Raw genomic sequence first — 18908 nt, 5'->3', positions numbered from 1 at the left:
CCCGGTTAAAGTTAGTGTTAAGAGCATAGCTTCATAATCCGAAGTGGCTAACTTCATTTTTTGTAGTTGGTAACTATGGATTATGAAGTAGTTATTACAGCCTCAATTATCCATCCTGTAGTTGTTGCAAACGCATCGCTATTTGCACTTAACTTCACAGGAGAAAATAATGAACCCACTTACTATTGATACTACTGAAACACTGAGTGACAAGTCCGTTGCCATTCTCAATGAGCTACAAGCAGCCATCGGTTTTACACCCAATATTTTTACTGTGGTGGCACAGTCACCGACGGTACTGGAGGCTTTCGTAAACTTAAACCAATCGTTTGCCGCCGGCACTTTGACTAGCGAAGAGCAGCAGTTGATTTTATTGATTGCGAGTACTGAAAATGATTCTGGCTACTGTGTTGCGGGTCATACTTCTTTCGCTGAATCGTTGAGTATATCGGCAGACCTTGTTTATGATGCTAGAGCCAGACAGCCGATGGCTGATGAGCGCCTCAACGCGCTAAATACGGTTGTGCGTAGTTTGATAAAAAATAAAGGGCATGTTTCCAGCAAGGATTTAAGCGAGTTCTATCGTGTGGGGTATACCCAGGCGCAGTTCCTTGAAGTGTTGTTGGGTATTAGTATTAAAACGATTAGCAACTTTGCCAGCCTGGCTCTCAATATTCCCCTTGATAATCAGTTCAAACCTTTTAGCTGGAGCTGTATTCATAGCGTTAAAAAAAGTGCGGCATAAAAAGCCGTACTTTTCAAATTTAAAACAGTAAAGCGTATAAAGATGACTGCTCTGGAAAAATTACCCGACGAAAATATACTGCTATGTTTGGATGAGGTTGCAGGCTGTGCTGGGGGTAGAATGGGTGATGCTGTTGGCTAAGGTGGCGTGATAATTGGTCACATTAGCCGACAATATTTAGCCGGCTTGTTAGCGGTTGAAGTGCGTTTTCCATTCAGCATAATCATTAATCACCTGATCTATGATGGATCGATCGAAGGGGCGTAAGCCACTCAGCAATATATGCTTTTCTCCGCGGCCGATAATTTCGCCGTCAGCACTCAGGTTAAAAGCAAGGCAGACATTACCGCGCTTACCGACCACTTCCAGTACGGTTTTTTGCTGATCTAAAGTGAGCTCTATATTGCTTTTGTCGAGCCGGTTCAAGTCAATTAACATACTTTGATACATCACCATGGGGCGGTCAGGATTAATCATCACATTGTGTTGTTCCATTAGTGGAACTAACACATGGGGAAAGGTGTGGCCCGAGAAGTTGACGTAGCGTTTAGTGAGGTTGTCGATTAATAGGTTGTCAGTGGAGCTGTCACCGAGCCGCTCTATGCTCAAGTATTCTTTTTCGTTTTGCCCACATAGTGCGAGCTGTTCAGCCGGTTCAGGCAGGACCAGGGTGACGTCTTCCGTTACCATGCCGGAGAAAGTAAACCGCATATGTTTAGTCACACCGTATTTGGCAAGCACCAGAGAAAATAATAAATCGCCGGGTACGCAAAACCGGCTGTAATCGGTATTGTGTAATGGATTAAAATCGTCAGCGATTTTTTTCGCAAAATCACTCGCCTGTTGGCGGCTAATATTGACGGTATTGCCGGCGGCATTGTGGTATTGGTCAATCAGCATTAAAACGTACCCTTGGTTCGAAGCGGCGCATTTTAGCAGTGCTTTGGTGGTTTATCATCTGTATTAGCTGTTAAATCAATAATATGCTGAGCAGAAAATAGTAATGCACAATTTAATCGCGACGTGGATCAGCCATGCTTTATTGCTTATTAAGTTCAGTTGCAGTGTTACAGAGGGGGTTTGTGGAGGGTATCAATCAGGATAAATGTGGTGGGCAGTGGCTGATTACCTTAGGAGGTTAAATAGGGTGAGGCTGCCAGGATAATGACTTTATCAGCAGAGGATTAACCTCTGCTGATTATTGTTTACTAAGGGATAAGTTGTAGCGAATGCACGGTATGCTGGTTAATTTTTTCATCACTGTACCACCAGTAATGTTTGTCGCCGTTCATCCATGCCTCGTTTTGATTGGCGAGTGTGTCATCCAGATAGCGGCCACTACTTCCCCCGGGAATCACGGCGACCACTTTTTCCTTGTCGGACATATCAGCGACAAAGCGTGTGGAGTCGATGGCCTGGGCTTCATAGTCACTGCTGTATTTATATTTGCCGCGATTTAAGGTCTCACTGGAGCCGAACATCCGTTGCGTGCCAGCACCGAGCCATTTAGCTGCAGTTTTGCCAGGGATAACCGGGCTGGAAAACGTGATGTTAAGTACGTCGCCCCAAAGCCAATTGTCAGGATCACTGCCAAGCCTTGCGCGCAATTCTGCGGCAGCGGCTAGCGCGGCGATGCGTAATAATTGGTCGCGGGTTTCTATCTGTGAAGTGCTGCGTTGATCGAACCAGTGGTTGTTATTGTCCTGCATTAACAGCAGCAAACGTTCTTGCCAGTAGTAATCGGTATCGAAAAATAAATCCCAGGTTTGGCCGCTAATATCGTCGTTAAAAGTTAGCTGAACGAAATGTTTCATTAATACCTGAAAGACAGCGGCGCCGTTTTGATCGCGTTCGTCCCTGAGATTCCATTGGTTCAAAATATCTGCCAGATATAATGTCTGTTGATCAGCTGCTAAAGCGGTGCTGATTATGGGGCGTAATTTTTCTGCCATTGGATTTTTAACATCATTAATGAGCGACCAGTGGTCATCTAATGAAACGGTTTGGTGTTCGGTCATGAACTCCTGAATACGACGATAGCGCCAGGACGATGAAAAAAAAGTGGAGTATTCGTAAGGGTAGTTAGCATCGACGACACGGTGATTAGCTGTGCCTACCCAGCCGGATTCAGGTCGTACTTCGGCGGGCATTGCTGCAGCGGGGATCAGACCATCCCAATTATCAATGCCATCGCGGACGACAAAGGGTTTAGAGCCATCACCGCGTATCCGGTTGGGGACGTGCCCCGTCGAGATACGGGCAATATCACCGTGCTTATCAACCACTACATAGCTTAATGGGGTAGGGGTGGTTTTTAATGCTGCTCTGGCTTCATCAATATTTTTTGCCAGTAACAAGGTGTCCGTGCCTAAACTCGCTGATAAAGCACCAGGCTCTTTGCTTGCCCAGCGTAAAGACAGGGCGAGGTTGTCGGCCAAATCAATACCATGATCAGAAATGAGCGGGCCGCGTCGCGTCTCACGAATAGTGATGGTTTGGTTGCGGTAACCTGTTGTGGATTGCGAGTCTTTTATTCGAAGTTGTTGTTGCCGAATGATTAGCGGCAATGATTTTTCGCCTTCTAAATAATGGTCAGGGGTGTCGGGGTCTAGCTGTTCAATATAGAGATCTGCGCCATCGCTATAGCCGTTAGTGGCACCAAAGCTGATGTGCTCGGTACGGGCAATACCAAACCCGGGGTGCCGGGGCGGTGGCACCAATAGCCCGTAACTCCGGGGTAAATATACCCATAGGGTGCCAGAAGCCAGGCAGCGTGCGGGCATCAATATGCGGGCTGTTTGAAAAAAGTGCGGCGCCGTTGGTTGATTTGCTGGCAGCGCTCGCCCAGGCATTACTGGCGGCGTTAACATCGTCGGGAATCACTGCTAACAATTCAGGGTCAATGGTTAGGCTAACCTGTAAGTCGTCCAGCAACTTTGCCGCCACTACCGATTCATCATTGGGATTCACACTCACCATAGAAATTTCGTTAGCCAGTTGCGGGCCGAGTTGATCTATTAATTGTTGCGCTAATAATTCGATACGCCAATTAGCCGTACTGCCCCACATTTGAAAATACTGCACGGTAATAATATCCAGCAGTGTCCAAGGTTGGGGTTTGATACCGAGCATACTAAGGCTGAAGGGGTGCTCGTGTTGCTGCTCGCTAATATAAGCGTTAAGCCCTTGTAGATAATAGAGATAATAGTTTTTGGAATCTTCGCTGAGTAGCTCGATTTGTTGTTGCGCTAATTGCTGGATGTTAAGACTACGGATCAGTATGTCACTTTTTAATCCGCGCTCCCCGAACATTTCGGCGAGTTTTCCGGTGGCTAAATGTTTATAGAGTTCAGCTTGATACAGCCGGTTTTGGCCGGTAATGAAGCCCTGTGCCCGCAAGGCGTCGGCGAGGGTTTCTGCATAAATATAGGGGATGCCCAATTCGTCCCGGTGCACGCTTACCGGTTGATCCAAAGCACTCAGGCTTATTTCGCCTGCTTGTTGATAAGCATTAAATGTCTGCAGGACGTAAGTAGTGCCTAGTGCGATGACAATCAATGCACCCAATAGTATTTTCTTGATCATGGCGATACCTTGAAAATAATTTGCACGATGGTGTTATCTATCGTTGCCGAGTTACAAAAAAAGCCGGGCGAGCCCGGCTATAAGTTTAGCTGTCTTTATGACAGCCAAGACCTGAATTGCAGGGTTTAGCGACCAAAGTTGTACCTGGCGGTAATACCAACCGTTTGCTCGTTAATAATATTAACGCCGCGGTAGCCTGTATCTACAGCACCAGCGCCGACTTCGTTAGGGCTACGATTTATTTGTGCTTCTTTATCCAGCAGGTTTTTGGCGAATAGGCTGACTTCCCATTTTTCAGCGGGATCACTAATGCCTGCGTATAAGTTAACTACACCATACCCGCCTACGCTGGAGTTGGCCTGAAAGTCATTGTTTCGACTGCCGGTAAATTTATAAAGACCGCGCACAAATCCATCATAGCTGCCCAGACTGATTTGATATTCAGCATTTAACGTCACTGTCCAGTTAGGCTCGTTGCCCAGATTTTTACCATCGGCATCGCACAAGAAAATGTGGGATGTTTGATTGTAGTCACCATCGTTGCCGCTACAGGGAATCTCCGCACCATCATATTTAGCATCGGTGTAGTTGACGCCGCCACCTACCGAGAGTGCTTCGGAGAGCAGTGCGGTGAAGTCAACTTCGGCGCCGCTGATTACTGCATCGCCGTTAGCCATTACGCCTGATGCGCGTGAATCCGGATTGCCATCAAGGTTTTCATCAATTAATGGCCCTGCGATACGATTGATGTAGTCATCAAATTGCTGGTAATACACCGAGCCATTCAACTGCAGGCGCTGATCCCATACCGTGGATTTAAAACCAAGCTCGTAAGAGATCGATGTTTCGCTATCGTAGATCAAGTCGTCGGGGTTTGTGATCCGCGGTTCGACGGTGACACCGCCCGGACGGAAGCTGGTGTCGATTGAGCCATACAGCATTACATCGTCGTCAAGATGATGCAGATACTTTAAAGAGCCGGTCACTTCTTCCTGATCGGTGAGCGCTTTATCGTCTGGAATAGCAGGGGGTCTAACATTGACGACATTGCCGTTAGCGTCAGTAATCACTGCATCATAGCGGTTGAAATTTCGGACTTTCGACCAGCGTAAACCGAGCTGTAGTCGTGAGTGTTCGTTCAGGTTGAAAGTATTGTGGGTGAAAACCCCTGTTTCTTCGCGGTTTGACGGTATGTCTGGTGCAGCGAAAAAGAAACCAGCGCCAGGCTGTATTTCACGCAGGTAGTTTGTGCTTAGGTTCTGGTCTTTGTAAAAACCGCCAACAATGTATTCCCAGAACCCGGAGTCAATGGAGCTGAGTCGTAACTCTTGCGAGAAAATATCGTACTCAGTGGTGACCTGTTGTAACTGGGGAAGCGGGCTGTAATTGGCTCGATCAATATCTCTGGAGTCAAATTGATGGATATCCTGATAACCGCTGATAGCCGTGAGTTGATGACCAAAAACCTCCCAATCGACATTCAGTACCGTTAAGCGGTTGCGTTTATCAAATGTGGCATCAAGTTGGTTTAACCCTTTGCGGTCATAGGTGTCCAGATCTGGATTGCCATTACCTAGGAGGTCAGTGCCGGCCATGTCTTTAAAGTCGTTTAATTCCTGCTCGCTGTATTCATGGGTCAGGCTGGTAGTCAGAGTGTCGCTAGGTTCCCAGGCAATGGTAATACGGCCGGCATCACTGTGGCTGCTTTGGGTACTGCCGGTATTGATATTGCGGATACCATCCATATCATTATCGTCATAATTGGCGGCAATACGCACCGCCAGTGTGTTTTCAACCACGGGAAGGTCGATTGCGGCTTGTGTAGAAAAGCCATTATTCTCAGTAACGGTGGTGCTGATATAGCCTTCAACATTGCCTTCGAAATTGGGTTTGCGGCTGTGGATAACGATCGCGCCAGCGGGCGATGTTTGCCCCTGTAACGTCCCTTGTGGGCCGCGTAACACTTCGATTCGGCTGATATCAAATAATTGGTTGAACACTGCATCATTACGCACTGGCACGCCGTTCCAGTAGGCATCTACTGTTGGGTTGGCCGTACCTTCCGAATCATACGTCACGCCACGCATACTGATGGTGGTATTGCGAGCATTGCTATCGTCCAGGGTCAAGCCAGTAGTAAGTTGTTCAACACTGGTAAAGTCCAGAATATTCAAGCGTTCTAAAGAATCGCCCTGTACGGCGCTAATGGCAGCACCAATATCCTGTGTGCTTTCCGTACGCTTTTGTGCAGTCACCATGATTTCTTCAATGACCAGCTCCGCCGCCGCACTATTGGCTAGCAAAATGGCCATTGGCAATGCTGCCAGTGGGATGAAATTACGCCCCGATCTTTCATATATATACTCCAATTTGTAGTATTATTTTGTCGAAAGCGAATATTACTCCTATTTGGAGTAACGGCATCACCCATTTAGGCTATAGTGTCGTCATGAGAAAATTGACCCCCACTTCCTATGCTATTTTGGGCCTGTTGGCACGTCGCCCCTGGTCTGCTTACGAATTGAATAATCATATGAAAGAGAGTGTGCTCCGTGCTTTCTGGTCCCGCGCTGAAAGTCATGTTTATTCAGAGCCCAAAAAACTGGAGGGCCTGGGCTTGGTGACCAGTCATACAGAGGACAACGGCGGTCGAACGCGCACTATTTATACGGTCAATGAAGAGGGAAGAGCAGCATTACAGGAGTGGTTGGCAGCACCGACTGAAACGTACTTCACCATGCAGTATGAAGCCATGCTAAAGTTTCTCTATGCTGGCTCCGGCGATATGGAAACCTTGCGCAACAATTTAGCCGCAGTAAAGGACACTGCAGTTAAGGAAGCAGCTGCCTACGCTGCAATTATTGGTGACTTTGAGGATGAAACGATCCGCACCATGCCAGGGGCTCCCTACAATGGCATCGCGCTTGAATATTTGGTTGATGTGATGGAGGCTCGTATTCATTGGGCTGAATCGACACAAGCATTATTAACGGCCATGCCGGATACCAATGGCGATAGTCGGCAGGCACAAACGCTTGGGCATGAAGCTTATCAGCGAGTATTGCAGCGGCTGGAAAATTTATTGGGTCAGGTCGACAGTCGGGAAAATAAAAATTAATTTTTTCTGTGCGCCAGCTTAATGTGCTGATAGCCTTGCGGTTTTATTTTCTACAAACAAGATTTTCCCAAGATAAAAATTATGAGTATTACCATACCTACCCCGGTCGGCGACGACGAAACGCTTATTGATCACGGCTGTTACAACTATTATCACGAAAGCCAGATTGGCGGCACCGTGTTTGCCGAGAAAACTAAAGTCAGCGAACCCTGGTCTCGTCATCGCAATGCACAGGGTGACATTATTGTGCGTGCTGAAAGAGATTCCCGCGAGTTTGGCAATAAAATTTTTGTGCAATCGCTGGCACATGCTAACCAAATAACCCAGTTTGATGTAGTGATAAAGATCTTTGCGGACGATGCAATCAAGCAATTGTCCGCGCATTATCAATTCAGTGCCAATTATGCGCAGATAAAACGTGTAACTTTAGAAGGTGCGGTAGAAGAAACTGAACTTGAGTTGGCGGAAGGTTATATCGTTTCACCGCTGATGCGTATTTACAACGGTGATGTAATTCAGCGATTGTTGGTACAAGGTGAGAGTCAGGTTTTAGTGCCCTGGATTCGCAATCCGCAGGATACAGAGCAATTACTCACGCCTCTATTAAGTCAGCGGCAGGCCCGCTTTCAAGAGCATGAAACCATTAACATTGACGGGCGCAGTATTGACGCGGCTCGCTATGAATATTTTGGCGGGGAATACCAGCCGGGAACGTTATTTTGGCTGGATCAAAAGGATGTTATGCAGCGCTATGTGTGGCAGCAGGATGAAATGAATTGCTGGGATACGCGGCTGGAGCAATACTTAGCAGCGCCTTAATTGGTCGCTGCTAAGTATCTAGTCAGCACTTTTTAGTGAGTATGAGGGCCATGGGCATGGCCGTGCTCTAATTCTTCATCAGTAGCCTGACGCACATCTTCAATGGTGCCTTCAAAATGTAGTGTAAAGCCGGCCAATGGGTGATTGCCGTCTACAGTGACCGTGTCGTCACTCACCTCCGTGACCATTACTGTCATTGGGCCATTGGGAGAGTCGGCGTTAAATTGCATGCCCGGTTGAATTTCGGCATCAGCTGGGAATGCGCTGCGAGGTACTTGCTGCACCATTTCTGCGATATGGTCGCCATATGCTTCTTCTGGCTTGATGGTGACTTTAAATGCTGCGCCCGCCACTTTACCGGTTAATTCGTTTTCCAGGCCAGGGATGATGCCGTCAGCGCCATGCAAGTAAATGAGGGGTTCGCCAGCTTGCGATTGGTCCATGACCTCACCCTTGTCATTGGTAAGGGTGTATTGAATGCTGACGACTGAATTTTGTCCGATTAACATGAGATTTCCTCAGTGATTAAAGTGTAGGCGCAGTGGAGGCAAGCGCTAAAGTGGTGGTTTGTCATTATTAACGGGTTATATTGGGTTCAGAAGCTGTTTTTCAAGGTTTAGAAGTGGCTAGTTTCGCGCTCAGGTAGCGATCTTCGCCGTATTACCCCTGTTTTCGTTTTGAAATACACCATTTAAACTGTCGGCTAGTGTATCGGGCTTACTGGTATCGGGCAAATATAGGGGGGTGAATTATTTACTTTTCCGGGGCGAGAGCTTCGTCAAGCCTCGCTCGAAAGTGGGGGTTAGTTCGATTTCTTCAAAAATTTGGTCAGCAGGACAATACGGGTGCCATTGACTCGGCCTTCAATTTGCTCGGGGTTGTTGGTTAGCGAAATGCCACGGACTGCGGTACCGCGCTTGGCGGTAAAGTTGGCACCTTTAACCACCAGATCTTTGATTAAGGTCACAGTATCGCCTGCCTCCAGCGCGGCACCATTGCTATCCAAAGTGGCTGGCTGGTCGCTATTGCTTAAAGCGGCTTCTGCCCACGTTTGTGTATCTTCATCCAAATACAGCATTTCCAGTAAATCCTGCGCCCAGCTTTCAGTGGATAGCTGTTTTAATTGCCGCCAGGCCATCACTTGCACTGCCGGTGTTTGACTCCACATGCTGTCATTCAGGCAGCGCCAGTGGTTCACTTCAGTTGTTTCCGGGTACTGGATTTGGCTTAGACAGGTGTTACATAAGAGGATGCTTTTATCCACGCTGCCATCGTGGTCAGGTGGAATTTCATACGTATTCAGATCGTCTTTACTGGTACATAATTCGCAGCGAGAGTGACTGCGTTTGATTAAGGCTTTATCAATAGGCATGAATGGGCTCTTGGAAGTATTTGCTATTACATCAGGAGGCGCATTATGCCTTTACCGCAAATGATTATCCAATGTGCGGGATAATTTTTACGCTGGCTAAAAGGATCAAAAGTGGGCAGTAAAAAGTTCTAACCTTTCCGAAGCTCGGAAATAAAGGTATCGGATTCTTTGATAGCTTTTTCCATCTCTGCCAGTAGCGAAGAGACATTACGATTTACATTGCCGAGTTCATTTTTGAGTGAGCTGATCGCGCGAGCATTCAGGTTATGTTTAAGATACAGCGTGTTGTCATGCAGCGTTGCGAGTACCGGGGCAATAGATTTTTCTGCTTTTTGCATAGCATTCAATAAATTTTTATAACGGCGTTGGGTATCCTGTAGCTTTCTTTCGCTGTCACGGCGCAGATTTTGGTTGGTGTACTGTCCCAGTTCTTCTTTCCATTCATCAAATAAAGCTTGCGCAACAGAATCGACTTTTTCGATTCTGTTGCTGATGTTTTCGGCTGCTGCAACGCTGTCCTCGTATTCGTCATTAAGGCGGTTATACATGGTTTCCACATCACCGCCATCAAAACTCGCTACCGCTTTAAATTGTTCCAGCGCATTTTTAAATTGTTGCTGGCCTTCTTGCTGTGCTTGCTGCGCTTCTTCTAAGCGATCAATTAATATATCGCGTTTGTGAATGCCGATTTCTTCCATGGCATTGTAATAAGTGCTTTCACAGGCGGTGAGCAATATTAAGCCGGCAGCAAATAAAATGTGCGTTAATAATTTCATGGGAATTCCTAAAGCGAGCTGACAGTTTATTTATTATTGCCAAGTGCTTGGTTAATTTTTTTATCGGTATTATATTGGCTCAAGGCGTATACCGACCAGATAGCCGCTGGCACCCAGCCGATGAGCGTTAATTGCAATATCAGGCAAATGATGCCAGCAAAGGGACGGCCGATGGTGAAGAATTGTAGCCAGGGCAGTAAGATAGCCAGAAGTAAACGCATGTTGATCCTTTATTCAGTGGTGGTCACTGCGAATAATAGTAGCCTTAAGCGGGAGTGTGCTCAACAGGCTGGTGCTTACTCATTGATTTTTTTTTTGAAGCCTGCGTTATAATCGCATGGAATCAAGCTGAAAGAGAAACACTTAGAAGAGAGATGTTATGAATTACTGTCCCCAATGTGCTAATCCCCTTACCCCTGTGATAATTGATGGTGAGCATCGTCGGGGCTGTGCTGCCGATGCCTGTAATTTCGTGTTTTGGAATAATCCAACGCCGGTGGTGGCGATGATTGTTGAGGTTGATGAGGGGGTAGTGCTGGCACATAACGCAGCCTGGAAGCACGATTTTTTTTCAATAATTACCGGGTTTTTAGAGCAGCAGGAAGACCCGCAAGTCTGTGCCCATCGTGAAACGGAGGAGGAGTTAGGTTTGCAGGTGATCGAATCGTCACTGGTGGGGGTTTATTCTTTTGCCGAGCAGAATCAGGTTATTATCGCTTACCATGTGCGAGCGCAAGGCGATATTAAACTGAATCATGAGTTGGATGCTTATAAAATTGTGCCAAAAGAAAAGTTAAAAGGATGGGATATGGGTACCGGCTTGGCGATTAATGATTGGGTGGCAGCGCAGGGGTTCGGTGTTTGATTTTGATAGGTTGGACGAACAACCACGGAGTATTTACTCCGCAGGTTTGGCCTCTAATTCTTTTTTCTTTTCAATCCAGGCGCCGATAGTGACACCCATGTTATGTGGGTTATAGGCATCTTCTTCATAGCTAAATAAGCCATTACCAGCATAGTGCAATATGGTGATGTTAGGTTCCTGATATATCTTGCCATCGCCTAAATCTTCCATGCGGTTCATCACTTCACAGAACACCCAGCCTTTGTTTTCATCAATGGAATACCAGGTAACAGGAAAGGCCGTCATGCTGCTGGCGGGCCAGCTATTCATGGTTTTGGTGATCCATACTTTTATGTTTTCTCGCCCCCAGAATTTACCGTAGTGATGTTCAAAATAAGTTGCATCTTCAGTAAAGCAATTAGCCCAGTCGGTCCAGTCTTTGGTTTGAGCGCCGGTCAATGCAGCGGCTTGAAATTTATCGAAGGCTTGTTCGATTTCTTCGCGATTCTAACGTCCCATAATGTTATTCCTGTTTGGTTGAGAATAATTTCAGGCTATCACAGCACAGGAATGTCACCAAAGTATATGCTGCCTTATAAAGTTACAATCTGTTAAGGCCGTTGCTTGCTGATTGATCTTTGAGGCGGGGCTGGTCGATACTACCTAATCATTAATATAGTTAGAGAAAAGTCTATGGCACTTCAGCGAATTCATCATTTTGCTATCAATGCGCCTGCGGATGTGCTGGCGGAAGTGCTTTCATTTTATGATCAGCTATTGGATTTAAAGCCCGGGTTTAGGCCGGATTTTGGGTTTACCGGTTATTGGCTTTACGCTGGAGATCATCCCATATTGCATTTATTGGAAGATAATAATCGCGCTGTGACCGGTACTGGTTTTTTTGATCACATTGCATTTGCTTGTGATGATTTGGCGGCAACGATTGCCAAGCTGGATGCTATGGAGGTGCATTATGACCGGCTTGATATGACGCAGATTGGACAGTCGCAATTGTTTGTTCGGGACCCGGCAGGAACCGCAGTAGAATTAAATTTCACCGTGAAATAACGGGTTAAACGAGCGGTATAAAAAAGCCCCGTTAGTGTTTAGCTAGCGGGGCTTTTGATTGTTAAGCGGCTAATTACTTATTCGCTTGTCTTTCTTTTTCAGCAGCAATAACGTCAACAGACACATTGGCTGGGCATGGCATATAGTGTGAGAACTCCATTGAAAACTGACCGCGACCAGAAGTAATGGTACGCAAGTGACCAATGTAGCCAAACATTTCTGACAGTGGCACATCTGCTTTGATGCGCACACCACTAACGCCTGCTTCCTGATCCTTGATCATGCCACGACGACGGTTCAAGTCACCGATAACATCACCCACGTGATCGTCTGGAGTGAATACGTCAACGTTCATGATGGGCTCTATCAGCTGTGGTCCGGCTTTAGGCATAGACTGACGGAATGCACCTTTAGCAGCGATTTCGAACGCAATAGCCGAAGAGTCAACGGCGTGGTAGCTACCATCGTACAGTTCAACTTCAACATCCAGTACCGGGAATCCAGCCAGTGGGCCTTGCTCCATCATGCTCTTGAAGCCTTTCTCTACCGCAGGGAAGAATTCCTTGGGTACATTACCGCCAACAACGACTGAGTTAAATTGGAAGCCAGTACCTGGCTCACCAGGTTTGATGCGGTAATCAATCTTACCAAACTGACCAGAACCACCCGATTGTTTCTTGTGCGTGTAACTGTCTTCAACCGGCTGCGTAATAGTTTCGCGGTAGGCAACCTGTGGTTGACCTACGACCAATTCAACACCGTAAGTACGCTTGAGGATGTCGACTTTGATATCCAGGTGCAATTCACCCATACCTTTCAGAATGGTTTCACCTGAATCTTCGTCAGTGTGTACCTGGAAGGTAGGGTCTTCTGCCACCATTTTACCAATGGCAACACCCATCTTCTCTGCACCGGCCTTGTCTTTAGGTGCAACCGCAATCGAGATAACGGGTTCCGGGAAGATCATCGGCTCCAGTGTACACTCGTGTTTGGGATCACATAGTGTGTGACCAGTCTGCACGTTTTTCATGCCGACGATAGCAATAATGTCGCCAGCCTTGGCTGAGCTTAATTCAGTGCGCTCATCGGCGTGCATTTCAACCATGCGGCCAATACGTTCGGTCTTGCCAGTAAAGGAGTTCAGGATGGTGTCACCCTTATTCAATACGCCGGAGTAAACGCGAATAAACGTTAGAGCGCCGAAGCGGTCATCCATAATTTTAAAGGCTAGTGCACGGAATGGTGCATCAGGCGTTACCACTGCATATTCGCCGTTTGGCTCACCGAATTCATCGGTTAATGGCTGTGGGTTAACTTCAGTTGGGCTGGGCAGGTAATCAACTACGCCATCCAATACCTGCTGAACACCTTTGTTTTTAAAGGCCGATCCACAGAATGTAGGGAAGAAGTCCAGTGCGATAGTACCTTTACGGATACAGCGCTTGAGGTCTTCGATTGATGGCTCTTCACCATCCATGTAGGCCATCATGATGTCGTCATCTTGCTCAACAGCCGTTTCAATCAGCTTCTCACGGTATTCATCAACCAGGTCAACCATATCGGCGGGAATATCGATAATTTTAAAGTTCTCAGGAAGGCCTGAGTTATCCCATTGATAGGCAACTTTGGTCAATACATCGACAACTCCGGAGAATGTATCTTCAGTACCAATAGGTAGCGTCATGACTAGTGGGTTTGCACCTAGTACTTTTTTAACCTGACCAACAACACGCAGGAAGTCAGCGCCAACCCGGTCTAGTTTATTAACGAAAATAACACGGGCTACTTTAGAGTCGTTAGCATAGCGCCAGTTGGTTTCGGATTGTGGTTCAACACCACCAGATCCACAAAATACACCAACGCCGCCATCAAGTACTTTCAGCGAGCGGTAAACTTCAACGGTAAAGTCAACGTGCCCGGGGGTATCGATGATATTGAAGCGGTGATCTCTCCAGAAACAGGTCGTTGCCGCTGACTGGATAGTAATACCCCGTTCAGCTTCCTGTTCCATGAAGTCAGTGGTTGATTCGCCATCGTGAACTTCGCCGGTTTTATGGATTCTGCCGGTTAATTTCAGGATACGTTCAGTTGTAGTGGTCTTGCCCGCATCAACGTGGGCGAAAATTCCGATGTTTCTATAAAGCGATAAGTCAGTCATTTGGACACTCGAATACCTAGGTGAAAAACGCGCAGCATTATACATGAACAATCAATGAGAATTGAACAAAAATTATCACTAATTGTATTTTGCGATTCGGGTTGCCAAATATCGCTACCTATTAAGGTGGTAAGAGGGAACGTATCGGGACAGTTGTTTGCTGTAATCGCCCACTAATTCGTGCTCTGGAGGTATTTTGCAGACATTTAGTGCAATACAGGCCTGAATGGTCTTGACTACAGCGAAATGGTGTTTATGATAGCGCGCCCACGGTAGTAGGTATTTATTAGTTGGTTAGAAGTCGCGTTTTAGCTCAGGTTTGAGCACGACGAGGCTCATTTGATACCCGGCTTACCGACCAACTTTATTCACATACATTATTTTTGAGGGCTTAAAAGGTGGCTAAGGAAAAATTTGAACGCACCAAACCACACGTCAACGTAGGTACAATCGGACACGTTGACCATGGTAAAACAACATTAACAGCGGCATTGACACGCGTAGCGTCAGAAGTATTTGGCGGTAAAGCGGTAGATTTCGCTAACATCGATAACGCCCCTGAAGAGCGTGAGCGCGGTATTACAATTGCGACGTCACACGTTGAATACGATACGCCTGAGCGTCACTACGCCCACGTTGACTGTCCAGGACACGCTGATTACGTTAAAAACATGATCACTGGTGCTGCGCAGATGGATGGTGCGATTCTGGTATGTGGTGCGACTGATGGCCCAATGCCACAGACCCGTGAGCACATCTTGTTGTCGCGTCAGGTTGGCGTACCTTACGTTGTGGTATTCCTGAACAAAGCGGACTTGCTGGCTGAAGATTGTGGCGGTGCGGGTTCAGAAGAATATAACGAAATGCTTGAGCTGGTAGAAATGGAGCTGCGTGAGCTGCTTGACCAGTACGAATTCCCAGGTGACGACACGCCAATTATCCCAGGTTCTGCGTTGATGGCACTGGAAGGCAAAGACGACAATGAGTTGGGCACAAGCGCTGTTAAGAAATTACTTGAGACTCTGGATTCTTACATTCCTGAGCCAGAGCGTGCGATCGATGGTGACTTCATCATGCCAATCGAAGACGTATTCTCAATCTCTGGTCGTGGTACGGTTGTTACCGGTCGTGTTGAGCGCGGTATCGTTAACACCGGTGATTCAGTAGAAATCGTTGGTATTCGTGACACCCAAACTACCACCTGTACCGGTGTTGAAATGTTCCGCAAGCTGCTTGACGAAGGTCGCGCAGGTGAGAACATCGGTGCCTTGTTACGCGGTACCAAGCGTGAAGAAGTAGAGCGCGGTCAGGTATTGTGTAAGCCAGGTTCAATCAAGCCACACACGACGTTTGAAGCAGAAGTTTATGTGTTGGGTAAAGATGAAGGTGGTCGTCATACACCATTCTTCAAAGGTTACCGTCCACAGTTTTACTTCCGTACAACGGATATCACGGGTGCGTGTGAGCTGCCAGAAGGTGTTGAAATGGTAATGCCAGGCGATAACATTCAAATGACTGTTACGCTGATCAACCCCATCGCGATGGACGAGGGTTTACGCTTCGCAATCCGCGAAGGTGGCCGTACGGTTGGTGCTGGTGTTGTAGCAAAAATTATTGAGTAATTTTTGTAACCAGTAACAAGGTAAAAGAGAAGGGTCGCCATTGGCGGCCCTTTTTCATTATGAGGGGTAGTTAAGGCCAGCTGAGCGGAGTGACAAGCAGGCAAAGCCTGTTTGAACGCCCGTTGTGTAGGGCGGCCCCGGCCCTAGGGAGTGGGTGAGGGCGCAGCCCGAATAACGTGGCCGTACGGTTGGTGCTGGTGTTGTAGCAAAAATTATTGAGTAATTTTTGTAACCAGTAACAAGGTAAAAGAGAAGGGTCGCCATTGGCGGCCTTTTTTATGCCTGCTTGGTGAGTGCTTAAGTGTTGATGGCAAGAGTGCGACAGTAATCAACTCGCTCTCTGGCGTTGAGATCGAATTCTTCAAGGTCGAGGTTTTCGATCAGCTTTAACGGTCTGGCTAAACCGGCACCGGTGGCCAATTGAATAGCCAAGCCAGGTCGCGCATTCAGTTCCAGAATTATTGGGCCCTGTTGACGGTCGAGAACAATATCGCAACCAATATAGCCCAGCCCTGTCATTTCATAGCAACCCGCAGCTAGCTCCAAAATTGCATCCCAGCCGGGGATGGCTAAATCAGCGAAAGATTTACCAGTATCCGGATGTTCATTGACGGGTCGACCATGCTGGACCGCATACAAGCTTTTACCGGTGGTCATATCCAGCCCCACACCGATGGCACCTTGATGCAAATTGGCACGGCCGTCAGAAGCGCGGGTGGCGCAGCGCAGCATTGCCATTACCGGAAAGCCTTTAAATACTATGATCCGCAGGTCGGGCACGCCTTCATAGGTGTAGTCGGTAAATACCGGGTCGTAATCTATGAGTGTCTCTAGCATGACGCGGTCTGGTTTACCGCCAAGGCTGTAGAGACCGCTAAGAATATTATTAATATGCCGGCGCAAATCCAACAGTTCCAATTTGCGGCCGTTGGATTTTATATAGTATTCAAATTCACGGCCTGTGATGACCAGAATACCGCGGCCACCACTACCGCGAGTGGGCTTGATAACAAATTGCTCCCACTCGCTGATCATTTTATGTAAGCCGCGTAACTGCCACTGGGTTTCAATAACACCGAGTAACGCGGGGACGGCAATACCCGCTTTTTGAGCGGCGCGTTTGGTTTGCAACTTATCATCAACTAATGGGTAAAGATGGCGGGGGTTGTGGCGGGCGATATAGCGAATGTTGCGGCTATTCATCCCCAGTACGCCATGGCGTTTGAGTTCCCAGGGGCTAACGAACGCGGTCATTTGCTCACCATGTTGCGAAAGCGAATGAGTTCAGAAACCCGATAGCCGGTGTAATGACCAAGAATGATAATCAGCCCTAGCAATACCAATAGCAGTTCCGGGAAGTTAAACATCCAGTGTTTGAGGTAATGATTGGTCATCGCTCCGTAGCAGATAATAGCTACGAATAAACTGCCCGCGGTTTGAATGACAGCTTCCATCGGGCCGTCGTCCTCCCACAGAATAGACATGTGCTCTATGGTCCAGGCAATAATTATCATTGGGAAGAACGTTACTGTGAGTGCTTGTTCTATCCCCAGCTTGTAACTAACGATACTGATAAGGGCCATCAGACCAACGACAATCACCACTACGGCAGCAATTCGTGATACCAGCAGTAAATCCAAGCGACTAAGATACGTTCTAACCCAGAGTCCGATAGTTAGAATCAGAAGAAAAATTAATACGCCGCTGAGTAATGTCGTTTGGATAAAAGCAATAGCCAAAAGCACTGGCATAAAGGTGCCGGCTGTCCTCATACCAATTACAACTCGCATGAAAATCACGAATAGGGTACCAACCGGTATCAATAAAATAAATTTGAATACGCTCTGTTGCTCGATGGGTAGGCTGTAGATTGAGTAATCAAGCAGTGCAGCACGTTCGCCGCCCATTTGCTGCAGGGCGACATCGCGAGTAGGGATATCATTGGCCAAAGTGGAAAAGCGGACCCTGGAATTATTAGCCCCTTCGACATCAAGCAGGGATTTGTCAGCGCGTTGCCAGATTAGAAAATTTTCAGGTAGACCGCTGGTCCCGCTTACTGGGTCAAATACCTGCCAGCGTTTGCCGTCATGAATTTCTAATAATGAGCTGGCGCCTATATTGCTGCGATCGCTTTCTAAATAAATGCCACGCAGAATATGTGCTGGAATGTCAGCCATTGCTAACAGGTCTAGTGCAATTTGTACCTGTGTTTTATCGATAAGGTCATTATGAATTAAGCGTGCATCATTATTTTTTGGATCATTTAAAGACTTTAATAATTGGCTTGCAAAAGTGTTACGATCGGCAGACGCTTGCCAGCTAGTTTCGATCAATGCTTCAGTAGCAGCCCGTAAGGAAGCGCGTCGGGTACCAGCCCAGTCAGGAAGCGTAATGGCGGTAGATAAATTAACTTGGCCATCATCCATGTAGTCATTTTGCTGGTGAACATCCAGTTTGTAATATAGTGCTTGCTTACCACTTACTTGGCGCTTGGACCAAACCGCGCGCTCATGTCCCTGGTTTTTTTCGATGTTAAAGCCATAGCCGGAGGAACTAAAAATTTCATCCAGTACTTCCATATTTGGCTGTGTTTTTGGTAGCGCCAGACTGGTTTTGACTTCGCCTCCCAGTGCATCAAATTCTACTTTGGCTTCTATAGTCCAAATAGTTTTATACGCACCTGGAATAATGGGCAAACTTAGCACTTGGCTTTTGTAAGCAACTAGGCCAAGGCCTAGTGATATCAGGAATAGTCCTAACAAATAGACTTGAGCGCGAGGAGACATAATGGGTCCAGTAGG

Annotated in this window: 16 protein-coding genes and 1 pseudogene; 6 read left to right on the top strand and 11 right to left on the bottom strand. The window is 47.1% G+C overall.

The features are described 5' to 3' along the window. Nucleotides 1-169 precede the first annotated feature (169 nt). Nucleotides 170-745, top strand: coding sequence for a carboxymuconolactone decarboxylase family protein (locus tag UNITIG_RS18535; protein WP_101759840.1), 576 nt, complete (start codon nucleotides 170-172; stop codon nucleotides 743-745). Nucleotides 746-934: 189 nt separating this feature from the next. Here the strand turns inward: UNITIG_RS18535 and UNITIG_RS18530 are convergent, their stop codons facing one another. The 3 genes and pseudogenes from UNITIG_RS18530 to UNITIG_RS18515 form a co-directional block, all read right to left on the bottom strand. Beyond that, nucleotides 935-1645: a DUF3581 family protein gene (locus UNITIG_RS18530; protein ID WP_200821379.1), complete on the bottom strand. Its 711-nt coding sequence runs from the start codon at nucleotides 1643-1645 to the stop codon at nucleotides 935-937. A 308-nt stretch (nucleotides 1646-1953) separates the two neighbouring features. Further along, nucleotides 1954-4330: pseudogene (locus UNITIG_RS25765) on the bottom strand (penicillin acylase family protein). Nucleotides 4331-4455: 125 nt separating this feature from the next. Further along, complete coding sequence (locus UNITIG_RS18515; protein WP_101759837.1) at nucleotides 4456-6642, bottom strand: TonB-dependent receptor; 2187 nt, start codon at nucleotides 6640-6642, stop codon at nucleotides 4456-4458. Nucleotides 6643-6779: 137 nt separating this feature from the next. Between UNITIG_RS18515 and UNITIG_RS18510 the strand changes: the two genes are divergently transcribed. Together UNITIG_RS18510 and UNITIG_RS18505 are read left to right on the top strand one after the other, a co-directional pair. Beyond that, a complete protein-coding gene (locus UNITIG_RS18510) occupies nucleotides 6780-7448 on the top strand; it encodes a PadR family transcriptional regulator (RefSeq protein ID WP_101759836.1) in 669 nt (222 codons plus the stop codon). A gap of 81 nt (nucleotides 7449-7529) precedes the next feature. Next, on the top strand, nucleotides 7530-8267 hold the full coding sequence (locus UNITIG_RS18505) for a hypothetical protein (RefSeq protein ID WP_101759835.1): 738 nt from the start codon (nucleotides 7530-7532) through the stop codon (nucleotides 8265-8267). Nucleotides 8268-8299: 32 nt separating this feature from the next. Here the strand turns inward: UNITIG_RS18505 and UNITIG_RS18500 are convergent, their stop codons facing one another. From UNITIG_RS18500 to UNITIG_RS18485, 4 genes are all read right to left on the bottom strand, one after another. After that, nucleotides 8300-8776, bottom strand: a complete 477-nt coding sequence (locus UNITIG_RS18500; protein WP_101759834.1) for a peptidylprolyl isomerase — start codon at nucleotides 8774-8776, stop codon at nucleotides 8300-8302. A 293-nt stretch (nucleotides 8777-9069) separates the two neighbouring features. After that, nucleotides 9070-9639, bottom strand: coding sequence for an alkylphosphonate utilization protein (locus UNITIG_RS18495; protein ID WP_101759833.1), 570 nt, complete (start codon nucleotides 9637-9639; stop codon nucleotides 9070-9072). A gap of 128 nt (nucleotides 9640-9767) precedes the next feature. Then, complete coding sequence (locus UNITIG_RS18490) at nucleotides 9768-10415, bottom strand: DUF2959 domain-containing protein (RefSeq protein WP_101759832.1); 648 nt, start codon at nucleotides 10413-10415, stop codon at nucleotides 9768-9770. A 26-nt stretch (nucleotides 10416-10441) separates the two neighbouring features. Further along, nucleotides 10442-10636 (bottom strand): YqaE/Pmp3 family membrane protein, encoded by a 195-nt coding sequence (locus tag UNITIG_RS18485; protein ID WP_101759831.1) that lies wholly within the window; start codon nucleotides 10634-10636, stop codon nucleotides 10442-10444. A 158-nt stretch (nucleotides 10637-10794) separates the two neighbouring features. On the opposite strand from UNITIG_RS18485, the gene UNITIG_RS18480 reads away from it, so the two are divergent. Continuing rightward, on the top strand, nucleotides 10795-11280 hold the full coding sequence (locus UNITIG_RS18480; protein WP_101759830.1) for an NUDIX domain-containing protein: 486 nt from the start codon (nucleotides 10795-10797) through the stop codon (nucleotides 11278-11280). Nucleotides 11281-11313: 33 nt separating this feature from the next. Here the strand turns inward: UNITIG_RS18480 and UNITIG_RS18475 are convergent, their stop codons facing one another. Beyond that, entirely contained in the window at nucleotides 11314-11754 is a 441-nt protein-coding gene (locus UNITIG_RS18475) for a nuclear transport factor 2 family protein (protein ID WP_255399728.1), read from the bottom strand. Nucleotides 11755-11952: 198 nt separating this feature from the next. Here UNITIG_RS18475 and UNITIG_RS18470 point away from each other — a divergent pair, with 198 nt between their 5' ends. Beyond that, nucleotides 11953-12327, top strand: a complete 375-nt coding sequence (locus UNITIG_RS18470) for a VOC family protein (protein ID WP_101759828.1) — start codon at nucleotides 11953-11955, stop codon at nucleotides 12325-12327. Between the two features lie 73 nt (nucleotides 12328-12400). On the opposite strand, the gene fusA is transcribed toward UNITIG_RS18470, so the two are convergent. Then, the gene (gene fusA, locus UNITIG_RS18465; protein WP_101759827.1) at nucleotides 12401-14485 is read right to left on the bottom strand and encodes an elongation factor G; all 2085 of its coding nucleotides are present in this window, start codon (nucleotides 14483-14485) and stop codon (nucleotides 12401-12403) included. A gap of 398 nt (nucleotides 14486-14883) precedes the next feature. Between fusA and tuf the strand changes: the two genes are divergently transcribed. Next, entirely contained in the window at nucleotides 14884-16107 is a 1224-nt protein-coding gene (gene tuf, locus UNITIG_RS18460) for an elongation factor Tu (RefSeq protein WP_101759826.1), read from the top strand. A gap of 297 nt (nucleotides 16108-16404) precedes the next feature. On the opposite strand, the gene UNITIG_RS18455 is transcribed toward tuf, so the two are convergent. Both UNITIG_RS18455 and UNITIG_RS18450 read right to left on the bottom strand, forming a co-directional pair. Next, entirely contained in the window at nucleotides 16405-17361 is a 957-nt protein-coding gene (locus tag UNITIG_RS18455; RefSeq protein WP_101759825.1) for an alpha-L-glutamate ligase-like protein, read from the bottom strand. Beyond that, on the bottom strand, nucleotides 17358-18893 hold the full coding sequence (locus UNITIG_RS18450) for an inactive transglutaminase family protein (protein WP_101759824.1): 1536 nt from the start codon (nucleotides 18891-18893) through the stop codon (nucleotides 17358-17360). The genes UNITIG_RS18455 and UNITIG_RS18450 overlap by 4 nt, the downstream gene beginning before the upstream one ends. Nucleotides 18894-18908: the final 15 nt, after the last annotated feature.

The organism is Oceanicoccus sp. KOV_DT_Chl, from assembly GCF_900120175.1.
Classification (GTDB): domain Bacteria; phylum Pseudomonadota; class Gammaproteobacteria; order Pseudomonadales; family Dasaniaceae; genus Oceanicoccus.
The sequence above is the reverse complement of the archived record's forward strand: the minus strand, read 5'-3'. Positions and strand labels throughout refer to the sequence as shown.

Bases quoted from the DNA above. Each gene is read 5' to 3' on its own strand.
- UNITIG_RS18490 (WP_101759832.1), bottom strand. From the start codon at position 10,415: ATGAAATTATTAACGCACATTTTATTTGCTGCCGGCTTAATATTGCTC.
- UNITIG_RS18495 (WP_101759833.1), bottom strand. From the start codon at position 9,639: ATGCCTATTGATAAAGCCTTAATCAAACGCAGTCACTCTCGCTGCGAA.
- fusA (WP_101759827.1), bottom strand. From the start codon at position 14,485: ATGACTGACTTATCGCTTTATAGAAACATCGGAATTTTCGCCCACGTT.
- UNITIG_RS18450 (WP_101759824.1), bottom strand. From the start codon at position 18,893: ATGTCTCCTCGCGCTCAAGTCTATTTGTTAGGACTATTCCTGATATCA.
- UNITIG_RS18500 (WP_101759834.1), bottom strand. From the start codon at position 8,776: ATGTTAATCGGACAAAATTCAGTCGTCAGCATTCAATACACCCTTACC.
- UNITIG_RS18515 (WP_101759837.1), bottom strand. From the start codon at position 6,642: ATGGCCATTTTGCTAGCCAATAGTGCGGCGGCGGAGCTGGTCATTGAA.
- UNITIG_RS18505 (WP_101759835.1), top strand. From the start codon at position 7,530: ATGAGTATTACCATACCTACCCCGGTCGGCGACGACGAAACGCTTATT.
- UNITIG_RS18530 (WP_200821379.1), bottom strand. From the start codon at position 1,645: ATGCTGATTGACCAATACCACAATGCCGCCGGCAATACCGTCAATATT.
- UNITIG_RS18485 (WP_101759831.1), bottom strand. From the start codon at position 10,636: ATGCGTTTACTTCTGGCTATCTTACTGCCCTGGCTACAATTCTTCACC.
- UNITIG_RS18470 (WP_101759828.1), top strand. From the start codon at position 11,953: ATGGCACTTCAGCGAATTCATCATTTTGCTATCAATGCGCCTGCGGAT.
- UNITIG_RS18510 (WP_101759836.1), top strand. From the start codon at position 6,780: ATGAGAAAATTGACCCCCACTTCCTATGCTATTTTGGGCCTGTTGGCA.
- UNITIG_RS18455 (WP_101759825.1), bottom strand. From the start codon at position 17,361: ATGACCGCGTTCGTTAGCCCCTGGGAACTCAAACGCCATGGCGTACTG.
- UNITIG_RS18535 (WP_101759840.1), top strand. From the start codon at position 170: ATGAACCCACTTACTATTGATACTACTGAAACACTGAGTGACAAGTCC.
- UNITIG_RS18480 (WP_101759830.1), top strand. From the start codon at position 10,795: ATGAATTACTGTCCCCAATGTGCTAATCCCCTTACCCCTGTGATAATT.